General features: G+C 69.0%; 18 protein-coding genes and 1 pseudogene. 7 read left to right on the forward strand and 12 right to left on the reverse strand.

What is annotated here, in order from left to right; translation table 11 throughout:
- Window positions 1-500 precede the first annotated feature (500 nt).
- Window positions 501-836: a hypothetical protein gene (locus ABEB28_RS22275; protein ID WP_345730106.1), complete on the forward strand. Its 336-nt coding sequence runs from the start codon at window positions 501-503 to the stop codon at window positions 834-836.
- A 254-nt stretch (window positions 837-1,090) separates the two neighbouring features.
- On the opposite strand, the gene ABEB28_RS22280 is transcribed toward ABEB28_RS22275, so the two are convergent.
- Both ABEB28_RS22280 and ABEB28_RS22285 read right to left on the reverse strand, forming a co-directional pair.
- The gene (locus ABEB28_RS22280; RefSeq protein WP_345730107.1) at window positions 1,091-2,203 is read right to left on the reverse strand and encodes a hypothetical protein; all 1,113 of its coding nucleotides are present in this window, start codon (window positions 2,201-2,203) and stop codon (window positions 1,091-1,093) included.
- A 2-nt stretch (window positions 2,204-2,205) separates the two neighbouring features.
- Entirely contained in the window at window positions 2,206-2,730 is a 525-nt protein-coding gene (locus ABEB28_RS22285) for a SigE family RNA polymerase sigma factor (protein WP_345730108.1), read from the reverse strand.
- A 315-nt stretch (window positions 2,731-3,045) separates the two neighbouring features.
- Here ABEB28_RS22285 and ABEB28_RS22290 point away from each other — a divergent pair, with 315 nt between their 5' ends.
- Window positions 3,046-3,819, forward strand: coding sequence for a hypothetical protein (locus tag ABEB28_RS22290; protein WP_345730109.1), 774 nt, complete (start codon window positions 3,046-3,048; stop codon window positions 3,817-3,819).
- Between the two features lie 31 nt (window positions 3,820-3,850).
- Here the strand turns inward: ABEB28_RS22290 and ABEB28_RS22295 are convergent, their stop codons facing one another.
- Window positions 3,851-4,615 carry an alpha/beta fold hydrolase gene (locus tag ABEB28_RS22295; protein WP_345730110.1) on the reverse strand — a complete coding sequence of 255 codons (765 nt, stop codon included), beginning with the start codon at window positions 4,613-4,615 and terminating at the stop codon, window positions 3,851-3,853.
- Between the two features lie 29 nt (window positions 4,616-4,644).
- Here ABEB28_RS22295 and ABEB28_RS22300 point away from each other — a divergent pair, with 29 nt between their 5' ends.
- Window positions 4,645-5,259, forward strand: a complete 615-nt coding sequence (locus ABEB28_RS22300) for a TetR/AcrR family transcriptional regulator (RefSeq protein WP_345730111.1) — start codon at window positions 4,645-4,647, stop codon at window positions 5,257-5,259.
- A 109-nt stretch (window positions 5,260-5,368) separates the two neighbouring features.
- On the opposite strand, the gene ABEB28_RS22305 is transcribed toward ABEB28_RS22300, so the two are convergent.
- Window positions 5,369-5,914 carry a MazG-like family protein gene (locus tag ABEB28_RS22305; protein WP_345730112.1) on the reverse strand — a complete coding sequence of 182 codons (546 nt, stop codon included), beginning with the start codon at window positions 5,912-5,914 and terminating at the stop codon, window positions 5,369-5,371.
- A 113-nt stretch (window positions 5,915-6,027) separates the two neighbouring features.
- On the opposite strand from ABEB28_RS22305, the gene ABEB28_RS22310 reads away from it, so the two are divergent.
- Window positions 6,028-9,783, forward strand: a complete 3,756-nt coding sequence (locus tag ABEB28_RS22310; RefSeq protein WP_345730113.1) for a protein kinase domain-containing protein — start codon at window positions 6,028-6,030, stop codon at window positions 9,781-9,783.
- Between the two features lie 63 nt (window positions 9,784-9,846).
- On the opposite strand, the gene ABEB28_RS22315 is transcribed toward ABEB28_RS22310, so the two are convergent.
- The 3 genes from ABEB28_RS22315 to ABEB28_RS22325 all read right to left on the reverse strand — a co-directional run bounded on the left by ABEB28_RS22315 (window position 9,847) and on the right by ABEB28_RS22325 (window position 11,389).
- Window positions 9,847-10,221, reverse strand: coding sequence for a group I truncated hemoglobin (locus ABEB28_RS22315; RefSeq protein ID WP_345730114.1), 375 nt, complete (start codon window positions 10,219-10,221; stop codon window positions 9,847-9,849).
- Window positions 10,222-10,339: 118 nt separating this feature from the next.
- The gene (locus ABEB28_RS22320) at window positions 10,340-10,867 is read right to left on the reverse strand and encodes a GNAT family N-acetyltransferase (RefSeq protein ID WP_345730115.1); all 528 of its coding nucleotides are present in this window, start codon (window positions 10,865-10,867) and stop codon (window positions 10,340-10,342) included.
- Between the two features lie 75 nt (window positions 10,868-10,942).
- Window positions 10,943-11,389 (reverse strand): hypothetical protein, encoded by a 447-nt coding sequence (locus tag ABEB28_RS22325; RefSeq protein ID WP_345730116.1) that lies wholly within the window; start codon window positions 11,387-11,389, stop codon window positions 10,943-10,945.
- Between the two features lie 45 nt (window positions 11,390-11,434).
- Between ABEB28_RS22325 and ABEB28_RS22330 the strand changes: the two genes are divergently transcribed.
- The gene (locus ABEB28_RS22330) at window positions 11,435-11,992 is read left to right on the forward strand and encodes a hypothetical protein (protein ID WP_345730117.1); all 558 of its coding nucleotides are present in this window, start codon (window positions 11,435-11,437) and stop codon (window positions 11,990-11,992) included.
- Window positions 11,993-12,008: 16 nt separating this feature from the next.
- Here the strand turns inward: ABEB28_RS22330 and ABEB28_RS22335 are convergent, their stop codons facing one another.
- The 5 genes and pseudogenes from ABEB28_RS22335 to ABEB28_RS22355 form a co-directional block, all read right to left on the reverse strand.
- Window positions 12,009-12,461, reverse strand: a complete 453-nt coding sequence (locus ABEB28_RS22335; RefSeq protein ID WP_345730118.1) for a hypothetical protein — start codon at window positions 12,459-12,461, stop codon at window positions 12,009-12,011.
- 152 nt (window positions 12,462-12,613) lie between these two features.
- On the reverse strand, window positions 12,614-13,255 hold the full coding sequence (locus ABEB28_RS22340; RefSeq protein WP_345730119.1) for a TetR/AcrR family transcriptional regulator: 642 nt from the start codon (window positions 13,253-13,255) through the stop codon (window positions 12,614-12,616).
- An 83-nt stretch (window positions 13,256-13,338) separates the two neighbouring features.
- Window positions 13,339-13,950: a TetR/AcrR family transcriptional regulator gene (locus ABEB28_RS22345; RefSeq protein WP_345730120.1), complete on the reverse strand. Its 612-nt coding sequence runs from the start codon at window positions 13,948-13,950 to the stop codon at window positions 13,339-13,341.
- 54 nt (window positions 13,951-14,004) lie between these two features.
- Entirely contained in the window at window positions 14,005-14,829 is an 825-nt protein-coding gene (locus ABEB28_RS22350; protein WP_345730121.1) for an SDR family NAD(P)-dependent oxidoreductase, read from the reverse strand.
- A gap of 81 nt (window positions 14,830-14,910) precedes the next feature.
- A pseudogene (locus tag ABEB28_RS22355) lies at window positions 14,911-15,207 on the reverse strand (response regulator transcription factor); the annotation flags it as partial.
- Window positions 15,208-15,635: 428 nt separating this feature from the next.
- Between ABEB28_RS22355 and ABEB28_RS22360 the strand changes: the two are divergent.
- Both ABEB28_RS22360 and ABEB28_RS22365 read left to right on the forward strand, forming a co-directional pair.
- Window positions 15,636-15,851 carry a hypothetical protein gene (locus tag ABEB28_RS22360; RefSeq protein WP_345730122.1) on the forward strand — a complete coding sequence of 72 codons (216 nt, stop codon included), beginning with the start codon at window positions 15,636-15,638 and terminating at the stop codon, window positions 15,849-15,851.
- Between the two features lie 74 nt (window positions 15,852-15,925).
- Window positions 15,926-16,426: a hypothetical protein gene (locus tag ABEB28_RS22365; protein WP_345730123.1), complete on the forward strand. Its 501-nt coding sequence runs from the start codon at window positions 15,926-15,928 to the stop codon at window positions 16,424-16,426.
- Window positions 16,427-16,438 lie beyond the last annotated feature (12 nt).

The following is a 16,438-nucleotide window of genomic DNA, read 5'->3' on the forward strand; positions in this document are numbered from 1 at the left end:
GCTTGCTCACTCGGCTGTCCTCCCTCATCCGGCACCGCTCCTGGAGCCCCGCAAGTCTCCGATCCAGTTGGATCGCAGACTCGAACACCTCGGTACCGGAGTGAGGCGCCCTCAACTCGCCAGCCTCCGTCGCCGCACACCGACCCGGTAGGCCGGTTCTGCTGTTGACCTCATAACGTGCGCTTATGGGCTGGTCGTCCGTTGACCTGCCGCGACTACGCGCACTGGGCCTCCCACCTGGGAGTGACCTTCAGGCAGGGACCTCTCCGGAGAGATGTCCTGATACGCGGCATCCCGCGATGCGACGTGTCCCCGAACGCCAAGCGGTCCACGGTCGGTCCCGCAACACCTCTGTCGCGGAGATGCGCGATCGCTGCGTTCAACTGCTCCTGGGATTCGGTCACGGCTCGTCGCTGGGTTGACCTCAAGAACCGGACAGCTCCGAGTCACGACCAGCGGTGGTATTGAGCTGCCGCAGCCGTGGCAGCAGCATTCGTGGCATGTCCTTCCGACTCGACGTGCGTCGCCTCGCCGCCATCGACATGTGGGGATCGGCGGGTGTCCGCTGGCGACGGTGGGTCATCCTGGCCGAGTTCCTGCTCGGTGTCGTCGGCGCCGGCGCGCTCGGCGTCGTCGCGAACTCCTCCGGCGGCCAGCGGGCGGTGTTGGGCTACTGGCTGATCGGCCTGGCCGCCAACTACGTACCGCTGTCCGCGCACGCGGTCTCGCTGATCCGTCCGGGTGCGCTCGAGTCGGAGCTCCGGGCGTGGACATTCCAAGCGAACTACACCACTACACGACCGCGCAATTGTGGGTCGTCGTGCCGCTGCTCATGATCGTGCTGGCCGTCGATCAATGGCGGCGTGACCTGCCGTAGCGGGTTGGCCGTAGGCACATCCTCCGCTCGGGTGAGCAATGTGGCCGACCGCGTCGATCGGCCCGGAGATGCGCCGACGCTCCGGTTGGGAGACCTGGGCCGTTGAACTGATGAACGTCGCTGTCACCGTCCGGCTGAGATACCGAACGACCGATCAGACAACCCTCGACCTCGTCGTCGTTCAGCCACGTCCGGGATCCCGTTGCTACAACGTCAGCGCGGATTGAACACCGGCCAGCTCGACGCGTTCTCGAAGTTGCCGACCCGCTGTGTGCTCGCGGTCGTGGACAGGCACAGCTCCTTGAACTCCTCGGCGGTGACGTCCGGATTCGGGTTGTAGTTGCACGTGCCGGTCACCTTGAGGTCGTCGGCGGCCATGACCATCGTGCTGAAGGTGCCGCCCTGGCCGTTTCCGGAGCGCTCGTGTTTGATGCGGGCCGGCCGGTCCTCGTACACGGAGTCCGCCTTGCCGATGCCGGTACCCAGAGGATTCGTGTTCACGCTGATGAATCCCGACCCAGGGCCGGCGTAGGTGGCGGTGGCGGACGGCTTGCGTCTCTTGCCGCTCAGGTCGATGGTGGCCTGGAACTCACTCAGCAGCCCGCCGGTCGGTGCTCGCAGCGTGAACGGGAGCCGGGCGTGGCCGGTCAGGTTGACCCGCACGGCCGTGGCTACCTTCGCGGCCAGCTTCTCCGGCTCCGGAAACCCTCGCACGCTAACCCTTGCCTGCGCGTCGGGCGCCCAGTTCCAGCGCAGCTCCCAGCCCCAATCCTGGCCCCAGAAGTTCAGCGTCGACGGGTAGCCGTTGATGCTCGGGCCCGCGATCGTTTTCTCGATCTTGTTTCCTAGCTCGCCCGTCAGCTTGGCACCTCGCGAGCCCACGGCGATGCTGACGTCCTTGTTGCCCGCGGAGGCGTAGAAACCCAGACTGGTGAAGCGGACCCAGGTACCGCGTTCGCTGAGTTCGTCCGGAACCTCACCGACCAAAAGCTCGCTGCGCAGCAGGTCGAACCGGGTCGGAACGGTGCCCGGCAGCGGGAGGCTACCGTGCGGTTTCTCCGCCGGGAGTTTCTCGATCTTCAACCTCTGCTCCTGACCGGGACCCGCCGGTGACGCGGCTCGATCGGTGCCGGTGCCCAGCATCAGCGACGTCACCGCCACGGTTACGACCAGCACCAACGCGGCCGCGGTGGTGATGACCCAGCGCGTACGAGCACGCTCGCGTGCCTGCGCCATCTCGATGACACGGCGGACGTCGACCGGCGCAGGTGGAGGCGCGGTGTCCACCACTCCGGTCAGCAGCGCCCGAGTCCGGGATTCGTCCATGGTCAACTCCTCGTCCGGGTCGTCGGGGCGTCGTCGTGGTCGCTATCGGGTAGCGCTCGGCGGAGTGCGGCCAGTCCTCTCGCGGTCTGGCTCTTGACCGTCCCGGCCGAGCACCCCAGCGTTTCCGCAGTTTCTTCAACCGAGAGGTCGGAGTAGTAACGGAGCGCGATCACTGCGCGCTGACGCGGTGGTATTCCCGCCAAGGCTCTGCGGACCGCGACGATGGACGCGGTGTCCGGATCGGTGGAGGCCGCCTCATCCGGTACATGGTCGACCAGCACCATCCGGCGCGCCCAGTTGGTGCGGCGTTCACTGACGAACGTCCGGACCAACGTCGTACGCGCATAGGCGTGCAGGTGGGTGGCGGCGCGTGCACGATCCCACTTCATGTACAGCTTGACCAAAGAGTCCTGAACCAGGTCGTCGGCGTGATGCCGATCCTGGCAGAGCAGATAGGCCAAGCGTTGGAGCGCGGGTAAGCGCTCTTGCACGTACTTCCGAAACTCCTCGTCCGGCTGGTCGCTCACGCCGTCCCCTCCGGTTGTCCCCGTGGTGCCACCTCTTAGAGGGCTGCTGCGCGGCCGGCGTTGCCTCGCTTCCCGAACTATTTTCGGATCCGGTGATTTTTGGTTGTGCGCAGTCAGGGCTCCCGAGCGACGGCCCCGTCGGCGGATACCGCGAGCCGGTTCTTCGACCGGGCCACCCCGCCACCCGTGGGCGCGGCCGATGTCCCGGCGGAGGCGATCGTCCCGCCGACCCGACCAGCATGGCCGTAGGTAGCGCGCATGTCCGAAGCGCCCAAACCGGACTAACTCGTTGGCCGATCATGTCACCCTCGGGGTGTGGGCGTCCGTCACTCATCCCCGTCTCAGCTGCGATGGTTCGCCTGGCCGTGGGACCGTGACGCCGCCACCCAGTACGACCGACATATCGAGGCCGGGCCTCTCGGCCGTGCGGTGCTCGCTGCGCTCGGTGTGGCGCTGGTGGCGCTCGGCATGTACTCCGCCGCCGACCTGTACGACACAACAGCGGCGTATCGGCGAGCGACGAACTGCGCCGCTGGCGGCGAAGAGTGTCTGCCGGTCGAACGCGGTCGCGTTCTCGCAGCGGACGTACGTCGTCACGAAGGCTTCGGCGACGATCCTGACAGCACCAGCTACACCGTTGACGTGCGCCGCGTGGACAACACCGTGGAGACGCACACCGTTGGCAAGTCGTTCTACCGAGCAGTGGAAGTCGGCAGCGAAGTCGAGTTGCGGGTGTGGCAGGGCCAGATCATCAGGCTGCGGGCCGGCGATGAGGTGGAGTCGTTCACACCGAAGGTCATGGGCCTCCTCGTGCCGCGCTGGTACACAGCCTGGCTGGGGCTGGGCTTAGCCCTATGGGCGACGGTCACGCCTGCCCCTACCGTTCGCTTCGCCTGGGTGTTTGGCCGCTTGTTCCTCTGGACGTGGATCGGCCTGGCGCCATTCATTGCCGCCTGGGGCACAGTCCTCAACGGCACAGTACCGAGCACCCCAATGGGGTGGATCGCCTCCGTTGCCCTGTTTGCTCTGCTCTTCGTCGTGCCGGGCATCGTGGGGCTGCGCATGCTGCATCGCCGGGCGAATGCGTGACGCCGTCGCCGCTGATCAGCATCGCCGATCCTCAGGGCTCCCGTAGGAACTCGGCCAGGACGGGCGCCAGTACGGGGGCCGCCACGGTGTGCCACTCCCCGGGAAGGCTCAGAGGCTTCGCGTTCGGAAGCAGCCGGGCCGCGGCCGCCGCCATGCCGGCGAGGTCGTCGCTGCTCCCGGCGCTGTCGAGTATCAGCGTGGGCGTCAGCACTCGGCTGAGCGTCGTCGCGTTGGTGGCCTCGCTCAACACGCTGTCGTAGACCAGTGTGTGCGCGACCGACACCATGGCCTCCCAGTCCGGCGTGCCGCGCATCTCCACCAGCACATCGGCGGGTACGCCGATGCTCGTCAGGAAGAACTCGACCGCGTCCACGCCGGACAGCTCGCGCAGTTTCGCGGTGAACGCCTGCTGCTCAGCGGAGTCGTCGGTGAGGTCGAGCGGAGGCTCCAACAGGGCCAGTCGACGGATGTCGAGCCCGGTCGCCGCGGCGTGCAGCCCGACCAGGCAGCCGGAGGAGAAGCCATAGAAGCAGATGGGCGTGCCGATCTCGGCGATCAGCGCGCTGAGGTCCTCGACCTCCCGGGCGGGGGTGTACGGCGGGGTGTCGGTGCTCTCGCCACGGCCCCGCCGGTCGTAGTGGTAGACGGCGAAGTCTTCGGCGAGCAGCTCGGCCAGCTCGCCGAACGGACTGTTCGCGCGGTAGTGCCCTGCGGCGTCCACGAGGACGAGCGGCGGTCCGGTGCCGACCTGCTCGTAGGCGATGCGCGTGCCGTCCCGCGAGGTGACCCAGCTCATGAACTGAACGGTATAGTACAGTTGTTGTCATGGGAAGGGACGAGAAGCGCCGCGCGATCGTCGACGCGGCCCTGGCCGAGTTCCTCGCCGCGGGCTACACCGGCGCAGGCATGGACCGGGTGGCGGCGGCGGCCGGGGTCTCGAAGGTCACCGTGTACGCGCACTTCCACGACAAGCGGACGCTCTTCGAAGCGGTCTTCACGTCGGCCGTCGCCGACGCGGAGACGGCGGGCGCGCCGATCGTCGAAGCGCTGGCCGAGTCCGACGATCTGCCGCGCGACCTGCGCACGTTCGCCCGTGAGCACGTTGCGACGGTGACCCAGCCGCACTTGATCCGCTTGCGTCGCATGCTCATCGGGGAGGCCGAGCGGTTTCCCGAGCTGGCCCGGGCCTGGCACCGCGCCGCCCCCGAGCGCGGCCACGCGGTGCTGGCCGCCGCCATCGAGCGGCTCACCGCCCGTGGGGTGTTGAGCGCGGCGGACCCGCTGCTCGCCGCGCAGCACTTGAACTACCTGATCTTGTCGATTCCGCTCAACGAGGCGATGTTCGCCGTCCGCGAGACCTTCGACGAGGCGGAGCTGCAGCGGTGGGCAGACGAGGCAGTCCACGTCTTCCTAGCCGCCTACGGGAGCCCGGACGCCTAGACACGACGACGCCCCCGTCCCGAAGGCAGGGGCCCGTGGTGCTGCTCGCAGCCGCCGGTGTCGCGAAGCCAGTCACGCTCGCCCTTGTAGCCGATGAACACGCGAAGGCTCACGGCGTCGCGTCCTGCTGCCCGGCGATGCGGGCGGACACCCGGTGGGCCTTTTCGGTGAGCACCTGCGCGGGGTCAAGACCGAGCGACCTGATTGCGTCGACCGAGTGGAACACCGTCTCGGCCAGCGCGCGCCTCAGGCCGGCAACCGTGCGGTCACCGCCCAACCGTCCGGCCGCCACGTTCCCCACGTCGCAGGTCAGGTGCAGCATCCGGGCTGACGTGCTCTTCGGGCTGATGTCCTGCAGCCACGCGAACGCCTTGGTGATGACCGTCCCGGCGTCCCCGTCGATCGACTGCAAGACCGTGAGGGCGGCGAGGACCACATCGGCCAGTTCGTCGGCGACGTCGCGCTTCGTGTGGGTGACGCCCTTCCGCGGGTTCTGGCCGACGACGCCGATCCACGCCGCCCACGCTTCGCCGAGTTCCTCTGCGACCTTCCCGACGCGCCAGGTGATCTCCTGCTCGTCGCGGCCATTCGCGGCGTCGAGCCACTCCACGGAGCGGGTGACGGCGTCGACGACGGGCGTGAGGTCGGTGGTCATCAGAACTGCACCTCCTGGTGCATGAGTCCGAGGTGAATCACTGCGAAGGGTTCCCTGGTCCGTAGGTCTCCGCGACGCTCACCGGAGGTGGGGGTCCTCTAAGGTTTCCGCGTATGTATTGGACGGTCGGTGACACGATCGCGGGGACCTACCGTGTCCTGCGGGTACATGGCAACGGTGGCATGGGCCTCGTGTATCAGGTCCGGCACCTGCAGTGGGACGTCGACCTCGCGGTCAAGAGTCCTCGGACCGAGATGTTCCGCACCGCCGCCGACCGGGAGCGGTTCATCGCGGAGGCGCAGGCATGGGTGTCGCTCGGTCTGCACCCGCACGTCTGCGCGTGTCACTACGTGCGGGTGCTGGACGGTGTACCGCTGGTGTTCGCGGAGTACCTCGCCGGCGGGAGCGTCCGCGAGTGGATCGACGATCGGCGGCTGTACGACGGCACCACCGATGAGGTCCTGGCCCGGATCGTGGACATCGCGATCCAGGTCGCCTGGGGCCTGGGGCACGCGCACGAGCACGGTCTGGTGCACCAGGACGTCAAGCCGGCCAACGTGCTGCTGGACGCCGACGGCACCGCGAAGGTCACCGACTTCGGGATCGCGAAGGCGCGGGCGAGCGTGTCGGAGCACCGGCAGGCACCGACCGATCCGACGCTCAGCGTGCTGGTCTCACGTGGCGGACTGACCCCGGCCTACGCGTCACCGGAGCAGGTCGACGGCGGACGGCTCGGCAGGCGCACCGACGTGTGGAGCCTCGCCGTGTCGGTCCTGGAGCTGTTCACCGGCGGAATTTCCTGGTCCATGGGCGCGGCCGCGCCGTACGCCCTCGCCGACCATCGGCAGCACGGTCCGCCGGAGCCCCATCTGCCGCCCATGCCCGCGCCCCTGCACGACCTGCTGACTCGGTGTCTGCGCATCGATCCGGCCGATCGGCCACCCACAATGATGGCGGTCGCCGAGGCGCTCGTAGAAATCTACGAGCGGATGCTCGGCCGACGCTACCCCCGGCTGGCGCCGCGGCCGGCAGAGCTTCGTGCCGACGAACTCACCAACCGCGCGCTGTCCCTGCTCGACCTCGGCCGCCCGGATGAGGCCGATCGGGCGTTGGCCGAGGCGCTACGCGTCGACCCTCGCCATCCGCATGCCGTGTACAACAACGGTCTGCTGCGCTGGCGGCGCGCCGAGATCTCCGACACCGAGGTCGTCGCGCGGATCGAGGAAGCGCGTGTGGCTGGTGCCGGCGCGGTTGTCGACGATCTGTTGACCCAGATCCACCTCGAGCGCGGTGACCCCGACCCTGTCGCTGGCGGCACGGTCGGTAGGCACGACGGCGCCGGCAGCTTCGAGCCGTCGCCCTCGGCTGCCGTCATCCGGCCCAGTGCCGGCGGTGACTACGTCATCGGCAGCAGGCCGCCGGGAGGGGGTTTGGACAGCCCGTACACGGTCTTGGTGTGGGACGTCGAGCGCAACACAGCACGGTGTGAGCTGCGCGGGCATCCCTCGCGAGTGAACGCCGCGGACATCACTGCCGACGGCCAGCTGGCGATTTCGGGCGGCGGAGGGCTCATGTTCGGCGCGAGGTCTGGGCTCGACGCCGAGCATTTCGCCGTCCGCGTCTGGGATCTCGTCCGGGGAACATGCCGACATGTCCTGACCGGACACACTGGGCCGGTACGGTCGGTGCGCGTCAGTGCCGACGGCCGCGTCGCGGTGACCGGCTCCGAAGACCGGACCGTCCGGGTGTGGGACCTCACGACCGGCTCGACCGGACGGGTCCTCGCCGGCCACACCGACCGCGTCGCCGACGTGGACGTCAGCGCGGATGGCCGCCTCGCGGTATCCGGCGGCAACGACGGCACCGTCCGGATCTGGGACCTGGTTTCCGCTAGGACGTTGCGGGCGCACCACCATGGCCACAGCGTGTCGGCCGTAGCGCTGAGTGCGGACGGTCACCGGGTCGCGTTCGGCGACCGGGAGGGCTGGCTGCACGTCGGGGATGCGAGCACCGGCTCGTACCGCCGGATCCGCGCGGACCCCACCGCGGTACTCACCCTGGATCTCAACCGGGACGGCAGCCTCGCCGTGACCGGCGGCAACGACGATTCCATCCGGATCTGGTCCACGGCCAACGGGCGCTGCCTGAGGACCTGCGCTGGCCATCGCGACCACAACTCGCCGTCGAGCTACCCCGTCGATATGAGCGCCACCTTCACCGCCGACGGCCGGTCGGTGCTCTCGGCGGGTCGGCACTCCGTGCGGCGTTGGGGACTGCCGACCGGGCACAGCGCGCCGCTCATGCCGTGCCGCCCGCGCTCGCAACCCGAACTCGTCCAGACCGAGGTGCAGGTCCGCGCGCTGCTGACCGACGCCGACCGGGCCCTGGACGAGCAGCAGTACCCCGCCGCGCTCACCGTGCTCCGCCGTGCCCGGGCCACACCCGGCCACGAACGGTCCCGTCCCGTGCTCGACGCGTGGCGACGCCTTACCGACCGATCGGTCCGGGTCGGCCTGCGCTCGGTGTGGGAGGCAGCACCGTTGACCGGCCACGCGGGAAGGGTCAACGCGATCGCGGTCAGTGAGGAGCCCGACCGGGCGATCTCCGCCGGCGCGGACGGCACGGTACGCCTCTGGGACCTCGACTCCGGGCAGTGCCTGCGGAGCGTGGCCGGACGAGACGAGACTCATCAGGTCGCCGTCAGCCGGGACGGGCGACGGGTGCTCTTCATCCGGGGCGCCGCGCTGTATCTGTGGACCGGGGTGTCCGTGGAGAAGGTGGCCGACGACGTCCTCGGGCCGATCCAAGCCGAGGAGCAGATCGGTGGCCCGCTCGCGGTCAGCGCCGACGGCCGCTACGCGATCACCAACAGCCCGCAACCGGGCATCATCCTGTGGGACGTGACCGACGGCACCCGCCGGATCGCCCTGCCCGAGCAGCAGTTCGAGTCGTTGTCACTGTTGCTCAGCGCGGACGCGCGCTTCGCCGTCGACTACACCCTCGGTGACGGAACCCGCCTGTGGGATCTGGAGCACGGCCGGCAGTTGGGTGTGCTGCGGCCCGGGCACGACTATTTCCCGGTAGCCCTCGGCCCGGACGGCCGCTTGCTGCTGAGCGACGGGTGGCGGCTCCACCTGGTGGACCCGTTCAGCGGGGTTGCCGCGGCGGTTCTGGAGGAGCGCCCCGGAGGGTTCAACCATGCCCAGCTCGGCCCGGACGGGCGCTTCGCCGTTTCCGCCGGCAACGATCACACGGTGCGGATCTGGGATCTGACGACGGCCACCTGCCTGCGGGTACTGCAGACGGATGCGCGACTCGGTTCGGTGCAGTTCAGCGCCGACGCGAGGTTCGTGCTGGCCGGCACCGACGATGGTGCGATCCTGGTATGGGAACTCGACTGGGAACTGCGTGCACCCAACGCCGCGGACTGGCACGAGGACGCCCGTCCTCTGCTGAGCAACTTTCTCGACCTGCACACGGGCGATCACTCGACGTGGCGACCGCAGGACGTCGACGGGCTGCTCGGTCGGCTGGCCCGAGCCGGGCTGGGATGGGTACGGCCCGAGGGAGTTCGGGCCGAACTGCTCCGCATGGCCGAGGTATGGCCGGGGCCACCGGTGCTGCGCATGCTGCCGGCGCCAGGTCCGGACGCCGACAGCGGCGACCCGCCGTCCGCTCGGAGCGCCCGGACCGCGGCCGAGGCCCGACGCGACGTCCAACACAGCCCTTGCCCCCGATGCGGGGCCACCCCGCAGAGGGCGGGCGAGCCCATCGAGACCACTCCGTTCGGACGGCGCTGGGTTCGTATTCCCGGGCACTGCCCTGCCTGCTCCGCACAGTTCGAACACTGGTTCGACCTTCCCCGCTGACCTTCGGTCGGCGGCGTGCCGAGCGGCGGGGAGATTGCCGGCACTGATCGGGCTGGCCACCGGTCAGGCCGTAATGATCTCCGGCGCCAGCGGGGCGAGTGCGTCCACGGCCTGGTAGATCATCTCGTCGTCGGCGCCCGCGTCGGCCAACGCAGCCCCAAGATGGCCGATGACGGCAGCGAACGCCGCGGGGGTGATACCGAGCCCGGCGTGCGCGACGTTCATGGCGCGGCCGGTGTAGGGAGGCCCAGCGCCGAGCGCCTGGCCGACGAAGAGCCGCTGGTGCTCCTTCAGCCGCTCCAGGTCGACGCCCTCGAAGTACGGCGCGAGTAACGGATCTGCGAGGACCTCCTCGTAGAACACGTCGACGACCGCGGCGACGGCCGGTGCGCCACCGATTCGGTCGAAGTTGGTGTCGGGGGCTGCCTCGGTGCCCATCCGCGTCCTCCTGGCTGCATGGTGACCCGGCAAGATAGGCCGGTGGGGCCACCACGGTCCCACCGGTCGAGCCACTCGTCGACCGATGTCCGAAGATCCCTCTGCGCTGCACTGACCGTCAGGCGTACCTGATCGAGCGGGCGAACGTCGGTAGATCCAGCCGCCAGTCGTTGCTGCGCATGAACCGGCCCGGCGGGTACTCGAAGTCGCACTCACGGACCAGTTCGAACCCGACACGACGACACACTGCATTGGACGCCGGGTTGTCGACCGACGGAAAGGCATGCAGCCATCGCAACCGACTGGTTCCGGCGGCATGGGCCGCAGCCGCTGCTGCGGCCTGGCCCGCGATGCCCCGGCCTTGGAACTCCGGCAGGACGTTCCAGCCCATCTCGAAGACGGCGTCGTCCTGCCAGGTCCGCTCCGCATAGCCGACGCTGCCGACCGGGTCGCCGGTGGCTCGCAGTCGGACGCTGAACATGCACCCTTTTCCCTCGGCAGAGAAGCCCAGGTAGCGACCGTGTCGTACCAGGATCTGCGGCTCGGTCTCCGGGCCGCCGAGATGTTCTTTCATCGCGGGGGTGTTGATGCGCCGGAGCAAGCCGAGGTCCGCCTCGGTCCACGGCTGGATCGTCACCAGCGACACAGCAGCTCCTGACGCTCGACTTCTTCGCGCGGTTGTCATCGCGAAGGCCGCCAGCCGGCGTTCAGTGCGGCCACGTCAGCGACGTAGACCTTCGCGGCGGGTCCGCGCTGACAACCGGCTGAGGGACTTCGCGACGGCACGGGTGACGGCACTGATCAGCGTCGAGCCGATGGCCATCACCACGAAGACGAGGGGTGCCCCTCCGAGCCACAGCCCGAAGCCGTAGTCGGTGGAGGCGACCCACCAGGTCCAGCCGGCCGTGAACGTCACGGTCAGCGCGATCGGCGGGATCCACGGCGGCAGCATCAGCGCACCGACGACCGTGATCGCGATCAGGCATAACACACAGCCGATCACCTGCCACGCCACGAACGGTCCGGTGACTTCTCCGGTGGGCCAGAAGACTTGAATCTCCCGATCCCAACCCAGCCAGGCGCCCCAGGTCACCGCGGTCGCCACTGCGACAGCGAGCGCGCCCAGCAGCTCGCCGCGGTACTCCCTGCTCCACTCCGGAGTCCTCATGCACCGATCCTGTCGACTCGCCGACGAGTGGGGAAGAGTGGTGTGGTGACCGATGACTCGTGGATGGAGTTGGACCAAGCAGCCGCCTGGCTGGTCGGTCAGTTTCGCCCGCTGCTGACCGAGCTGACCGGCGCTGCGGGTCAGGACGTAAGGCTGCCACCTGGACCGGCGTTCGCCCCCTGGGACGAATCACTGTGGTTCTGCGACGACGTGAGTGCCGACGATCGCGTCGCCCTGCTGCGGAACGTCGACCTGGTCGAGCGGGTGTGGAGCACGCTCGCGTCAGCGGGGTGGACCGTGCGAGTCCGGTGTCCGGAGTGCGGCGAAGCGCTGATCGCGCTGACCACCACCCGGCGGAGCGGTCGGGAGTTGTGGTGGGAATGCGGAGCGTGCGGTTGGCTCGGTGTCCAGTACCCGGAAGATCAGCAGCTCCGACGGATGCGGCGGCTGGAAGGCGCGGAGTCGGACTGCGTCTTCTGCGGCGAGGACGGGACCAACGCCGCCAGCTGCGAGACCTACGAATACCGCGGGGAACGCGCGGACTGGTTGGTGTGCCTGTACTGCGGGAGGAGCCACACCCGCCTGGCATCGCCGGAATCCTAGCTCGCGCCCCGGGATGTCATCCCACGACGAGACGGAACTCGAGATCGCCCCGCGGTGCCAGGGTGAGCCGGGCGTCGCTCAGCGTCGGGCTTCCCTCCGTTCGAATCGGGATCGTGCAGTCGGTCGGCGTCGTGCACTCCGCCGATTCCGGGTCCCCGACGGACACCACGTTCGGAATCGCCCGGAGCCATTGTCGAACTTGACCGCCGTGCAGGGAGATTGCGTCGGCACGGCAGGTGTTCGGGCAGGCCACATACGTGACTCGCACTCGATCGGAATCCAGTTTCACCTCGGCCGTACGGGTGAAGCCAGGAGGAACACCGAGGCGGCGAGCCGCATCCAGGTTGTCCTCGTACGAATTCGGCCTGGTCTGGAACAGATACCCGATCGCCGCGGAATTCGCGGCGCACGCGCAGACGACGATCACACCGAGGGAACCCAGCACAGCAAATAACAGGCGCTTGTTCACGGTCGGATTCCTCATCGCGGTAGCGCGTGGCCGCTCCGGCTGACGCGCGCGAGTCGTGATTGGACTGTTGTTTTCCCGACCACGATAGCGTCTACGAACGCCCGTGTACACAAAGCTTCGGCGTCGCGACGAACGCCACATCCGACCGTGGGTCAGTCCTGCTCCGGGCCGTCCAACAGCGCGGCGATCAGCCCCAGGAGCTGCTCGCGCAGCTCCGGCAAGTCTCCGCCCTTTCCCGCGTCCACCTCCGCGGTCACCAGCGCGCTCACCGCTCCGATCACCGCCCGGCCGATGAAACGAGGATCCAATCCGCCGCGCCAACGCTGCCCCTGCGTGACCACGTCGGCGACCGCGAGAGCGAACTGCTCCTGCACCGCCAGACGCCGCGCCACGGCAGCAGGTCCGGCACCGTAGACCTCGATCAAGAAGACGCGAGCCGACGTCGGCGCCTCCGACAGTGCGCCGAGATACGTCGAGAACACGCGGTCCAGCCGGCTGAGCACGGCCTCCTCCGGCGAACCGAGCGCGTTCACCATCGCGTCGATCAACAGATTCGACGCTTCGTCGAACGCCGCCAGGAAGCAGTCCTGCTTGTCCGCGAAGTGCTGATAGAAGGTCTCTCGGGAGATGCGCGCCCGCTTGAGCACCATCCCCACGGTCGTAGCGGCGTATCCCTCCTCCGCCACGGCGTCCACCATGGCCGCCAGAAGGCGAGCGCGTTGCGCCGCGCGGACTTCCTCGCGGCTGAGATGGTGGTGTCCGCGGGGCAGCGTAGGAACATCACCGGTACCCATCCGCGGGAATCTACCGAGGGCTGCCCCGATGCGACCAGCTTCGGCGTCCGCAGCCGCCGGGCACGCGCATCCACGACGCGTCGTCAGGGAGTCGGCGGGCCTCCGTCGCCGCTCAACAGCTTCTCGAACTCCGGTGAGAACCGCAGACTGGGCTCCCTCAGCACAGTGGTGCGCAGAGTCGTCAAGAGCACGCTCGACGCGATTTCGACGACGTCCTCAACAGAAATTTGGCGGCTCTCGATCCGGCTGAGAATCAGCTCGTCGAACAGTACGACCCAGGAACGCATCGCGGCGCTGAGCAAGGGCGACGGGTCACCGTCGAAGCCAGCTCCTTGCAGGATCTTTTTCGCCCCGTCCCATCGCAGATCGTCGATCAGCTCTTGAATGTCGGGGTCGGATCCGAGGCCGCCCCGCATCAGCGTGCGGAAGCCGTCCCGGCGGCGGTCGACGTATTCGACGTGACGGCGCAGCGCGTTTCGGAGAAGGTCCGGGAGGCTTCCCCCGTCCAGCGGAGCATCGTGTGTTTCGGCCAGCTCGGTGCGGATTTCCGCCATCACGGCGACGTACAAGCCGCGCTTGTTGCCGAAGTGGTGAGCGATCAACCCATAAGCGACGCCGGCCTCCCGCGCGATCTCCGTCGTGGTCACGGCCTCGTACGGATGGGCGCCGAAGAGTCGGCGGGCCGCCTCCAGCAACAGGCGGCGACGGTTCGGCTCGGTCGAGGGGACTGCCATGTCGGCTCGGGCCCGTCAGTCGATCGCGGGGAGCGCCGACACGGAATCGATCCGACGACCGCCGACCCGAGCCAGGAGACGGCCCAGGGCCGGCACCTCGAGGGGCGCGAGGACGTAGGACGGGTAGGCGAGCCGCTTCCTACCGCGCCGGAGCGCCCGCACGATCGCCGCGGCGACCTTCTCCGCCGAGGTAGGACGAATCATCCTGGGCGGCGATCCCTTCCACGGCAGGCTGTCCACGTCCCGCAGCGCCGTGTCCGTCCCGCCGGGGATCACTTCCAGCACGCGGACATCCGTATCGGCGAGTTCCTCCCGCAGGGATCGCGTCGCTTGGGCCAGAGCGGCCTTGGAGGACGCGTAGTAGCCGAGGAGCGGCAGCGGGACCGACTGGATCGTCGAGGTGACGTTGACGATCGTGCCGTGTCGCTGCGATCTCATGGACGGGATCACGGCGGCCCCGAGCGCCAACGGCGACCACAGATTGGTCCCGAAGATCGCCCGAGCCGCTTCGGAGTCGGAGTGCCGGCTCAGCGCCCCCGTCAGACTGGCTCCGGCGTTGTTGACGAGGATGTCGACGCCGCCGAGCTCATCCATCGCGCGGTGAGCGACCTCCACGGCGACGCCGGCCCGGGAGAGGTCCGCCGTGAGGACGAGCGGCTTCGGATGCCCGTCGGCGGTTACCTCTTTCGCGAGTTCCTCGAGGAGGTCGGTCCGTCTGGCCACGAGCGCGATCCGCGCGCCAGTGGCGGCGAGCTGCTTCGCCAGCACTCGCCCGATGCCGCTCGACGCCCCGGTCAGCACGACACGTTGCCCACGAAGGTCCAGTCCGGCAGCCACCATGCGCCTTCCTTCCGACCTCGTCACCCGAGCCCGACTCGATGGTGCACCCTTGATTGATAATCAGTCAATCCTCGCGCTGTGTCAGGTGGTGAGGCCCGCGTCGCGAGCGAGTAGGGCCGCTCGGACGCGGTTGGTGACGTCGAGGGCGGTCAGGACGCGGCTCACGTGCGCTTTGACGGTGCTCGCCCGCATGTGGAGGCCGGCGGCGATGTCGGCGTTGGTGTCGCCCCGCGCCAGCAGGGTCAGCACGTCGCGTTCACGGGCGGTGAGTCGGTCGATGCGGGCGCGGGCCGCGGCGGCCCGCGGCTGGTTGGTGCGGTGGTACAGGTCGATCAGGCGCCGGGCGGCGCTGGGGTGCAGCATCGCCGACGAGCAGGACGGACTCAGCCAGCACCGCGGTGGCGAGGATCAGGTAGGCAGTAGCGGCGGGCACGTCGGCGAGGGCGGCAGAGACGGTGTTCATCGATCGGACACCACCAGGTCCTGGCCGACGGGCCCGGGCCAGTGCTTGACCGCTGGGTGCTACCGCGCTGACGGTGCCCAGGCCGCGGAGGGCCTCGGTGCGGAACGCCCAGCCGTCGGGGCGGTGGCGGGACAGGAAGCGGGCGAACGGCGGCGTCGAGTGGTTCATGCATTCGACGCTAGGAAGCGGCCCCCCGGGGATCCGCCGATGTGCGACCGCCTACCCCCGACGAAAGTCGGTCACGCCCGCCGAGACCCACGCCACGGAATTCCAGCAGTGTGGTTCCGCCCACCCGGCCGTCTCGTCGGTTACACCGGAACCCTCACGTTCCGGGGAGACCACCATGCTGCTGCGCTCCGACGGCTGGACCGTCGAGATCTACCAACGCCAGGTCGCACCTGATTCGCTGCCCGAGCAGCGGGTGCGGGTCAAGAACCTGGGGTTCGTCGCCTACGACGGGACGGACCTCACCCGCGCCCGGCTGATGCTCGAGGACGCCGGCATCGACTGGGCCGACCTGGAGTACGTCGAGGACGGCGGGGCAGCGGCTGCCGGCTGAGGCACATCGCTCCGGCGGTGGCGCCGCGTCCCGTCTCCGGACCAGGCGCGACGCGGTCCGGGTAGCCTGCGCCGGTGGGACACAGCATCACCGCGCTCCTGGTGCCCGAGCCGTACGACGAGCGCGCGGCCCGTGCGTGGGACGTCGTGGGCGTGCCGCTCCCGGCGGGCCTCCGGCTGGTCCACCTCGACCACTACTACTCCGCTTACTGGCAGGCGCGCCGGGGCGTGACCGCACGGCTCGACGTGCCACCGGACTTCCCGGGCACGTTCCCGCGCGAGGGGGTGGTCGCCGAACTGGCCGCCGCCGTCGCCGGGACCACACCGAGCGACGAGCTGACGTTCGCGCTGCTGATGACCGACTACTTCGGCGGCATCGGTGAGCAGTGGGCCTGCGCTTTCGCGGCCGGGAACCGCGTTCCGTCGGTCCGGGACATCAACGGTGTTCTCCGCGTGCTGGGTGTGCGGGCCGTGGCCGGCTCCGACGAGTTCGACACGGTCGGCCTCGGACAGCACCGCACCTCCCCGGCCTATCTGGAGCGCTACCCGGATCTCTGCGACGAACTGGGCGTCTAGGACCCTGCTCGT

The sequence above is a fragment of the Cryptosporangium minutisporangium genome (assembly GCF_039536245.1).
GTDB lineage: Bacteria > Actinomycetota > Actinomycetes > Mycobacteriales > Cryptosporangiaceae > Cryptosporangium > Cryptosporangium minutisporangium.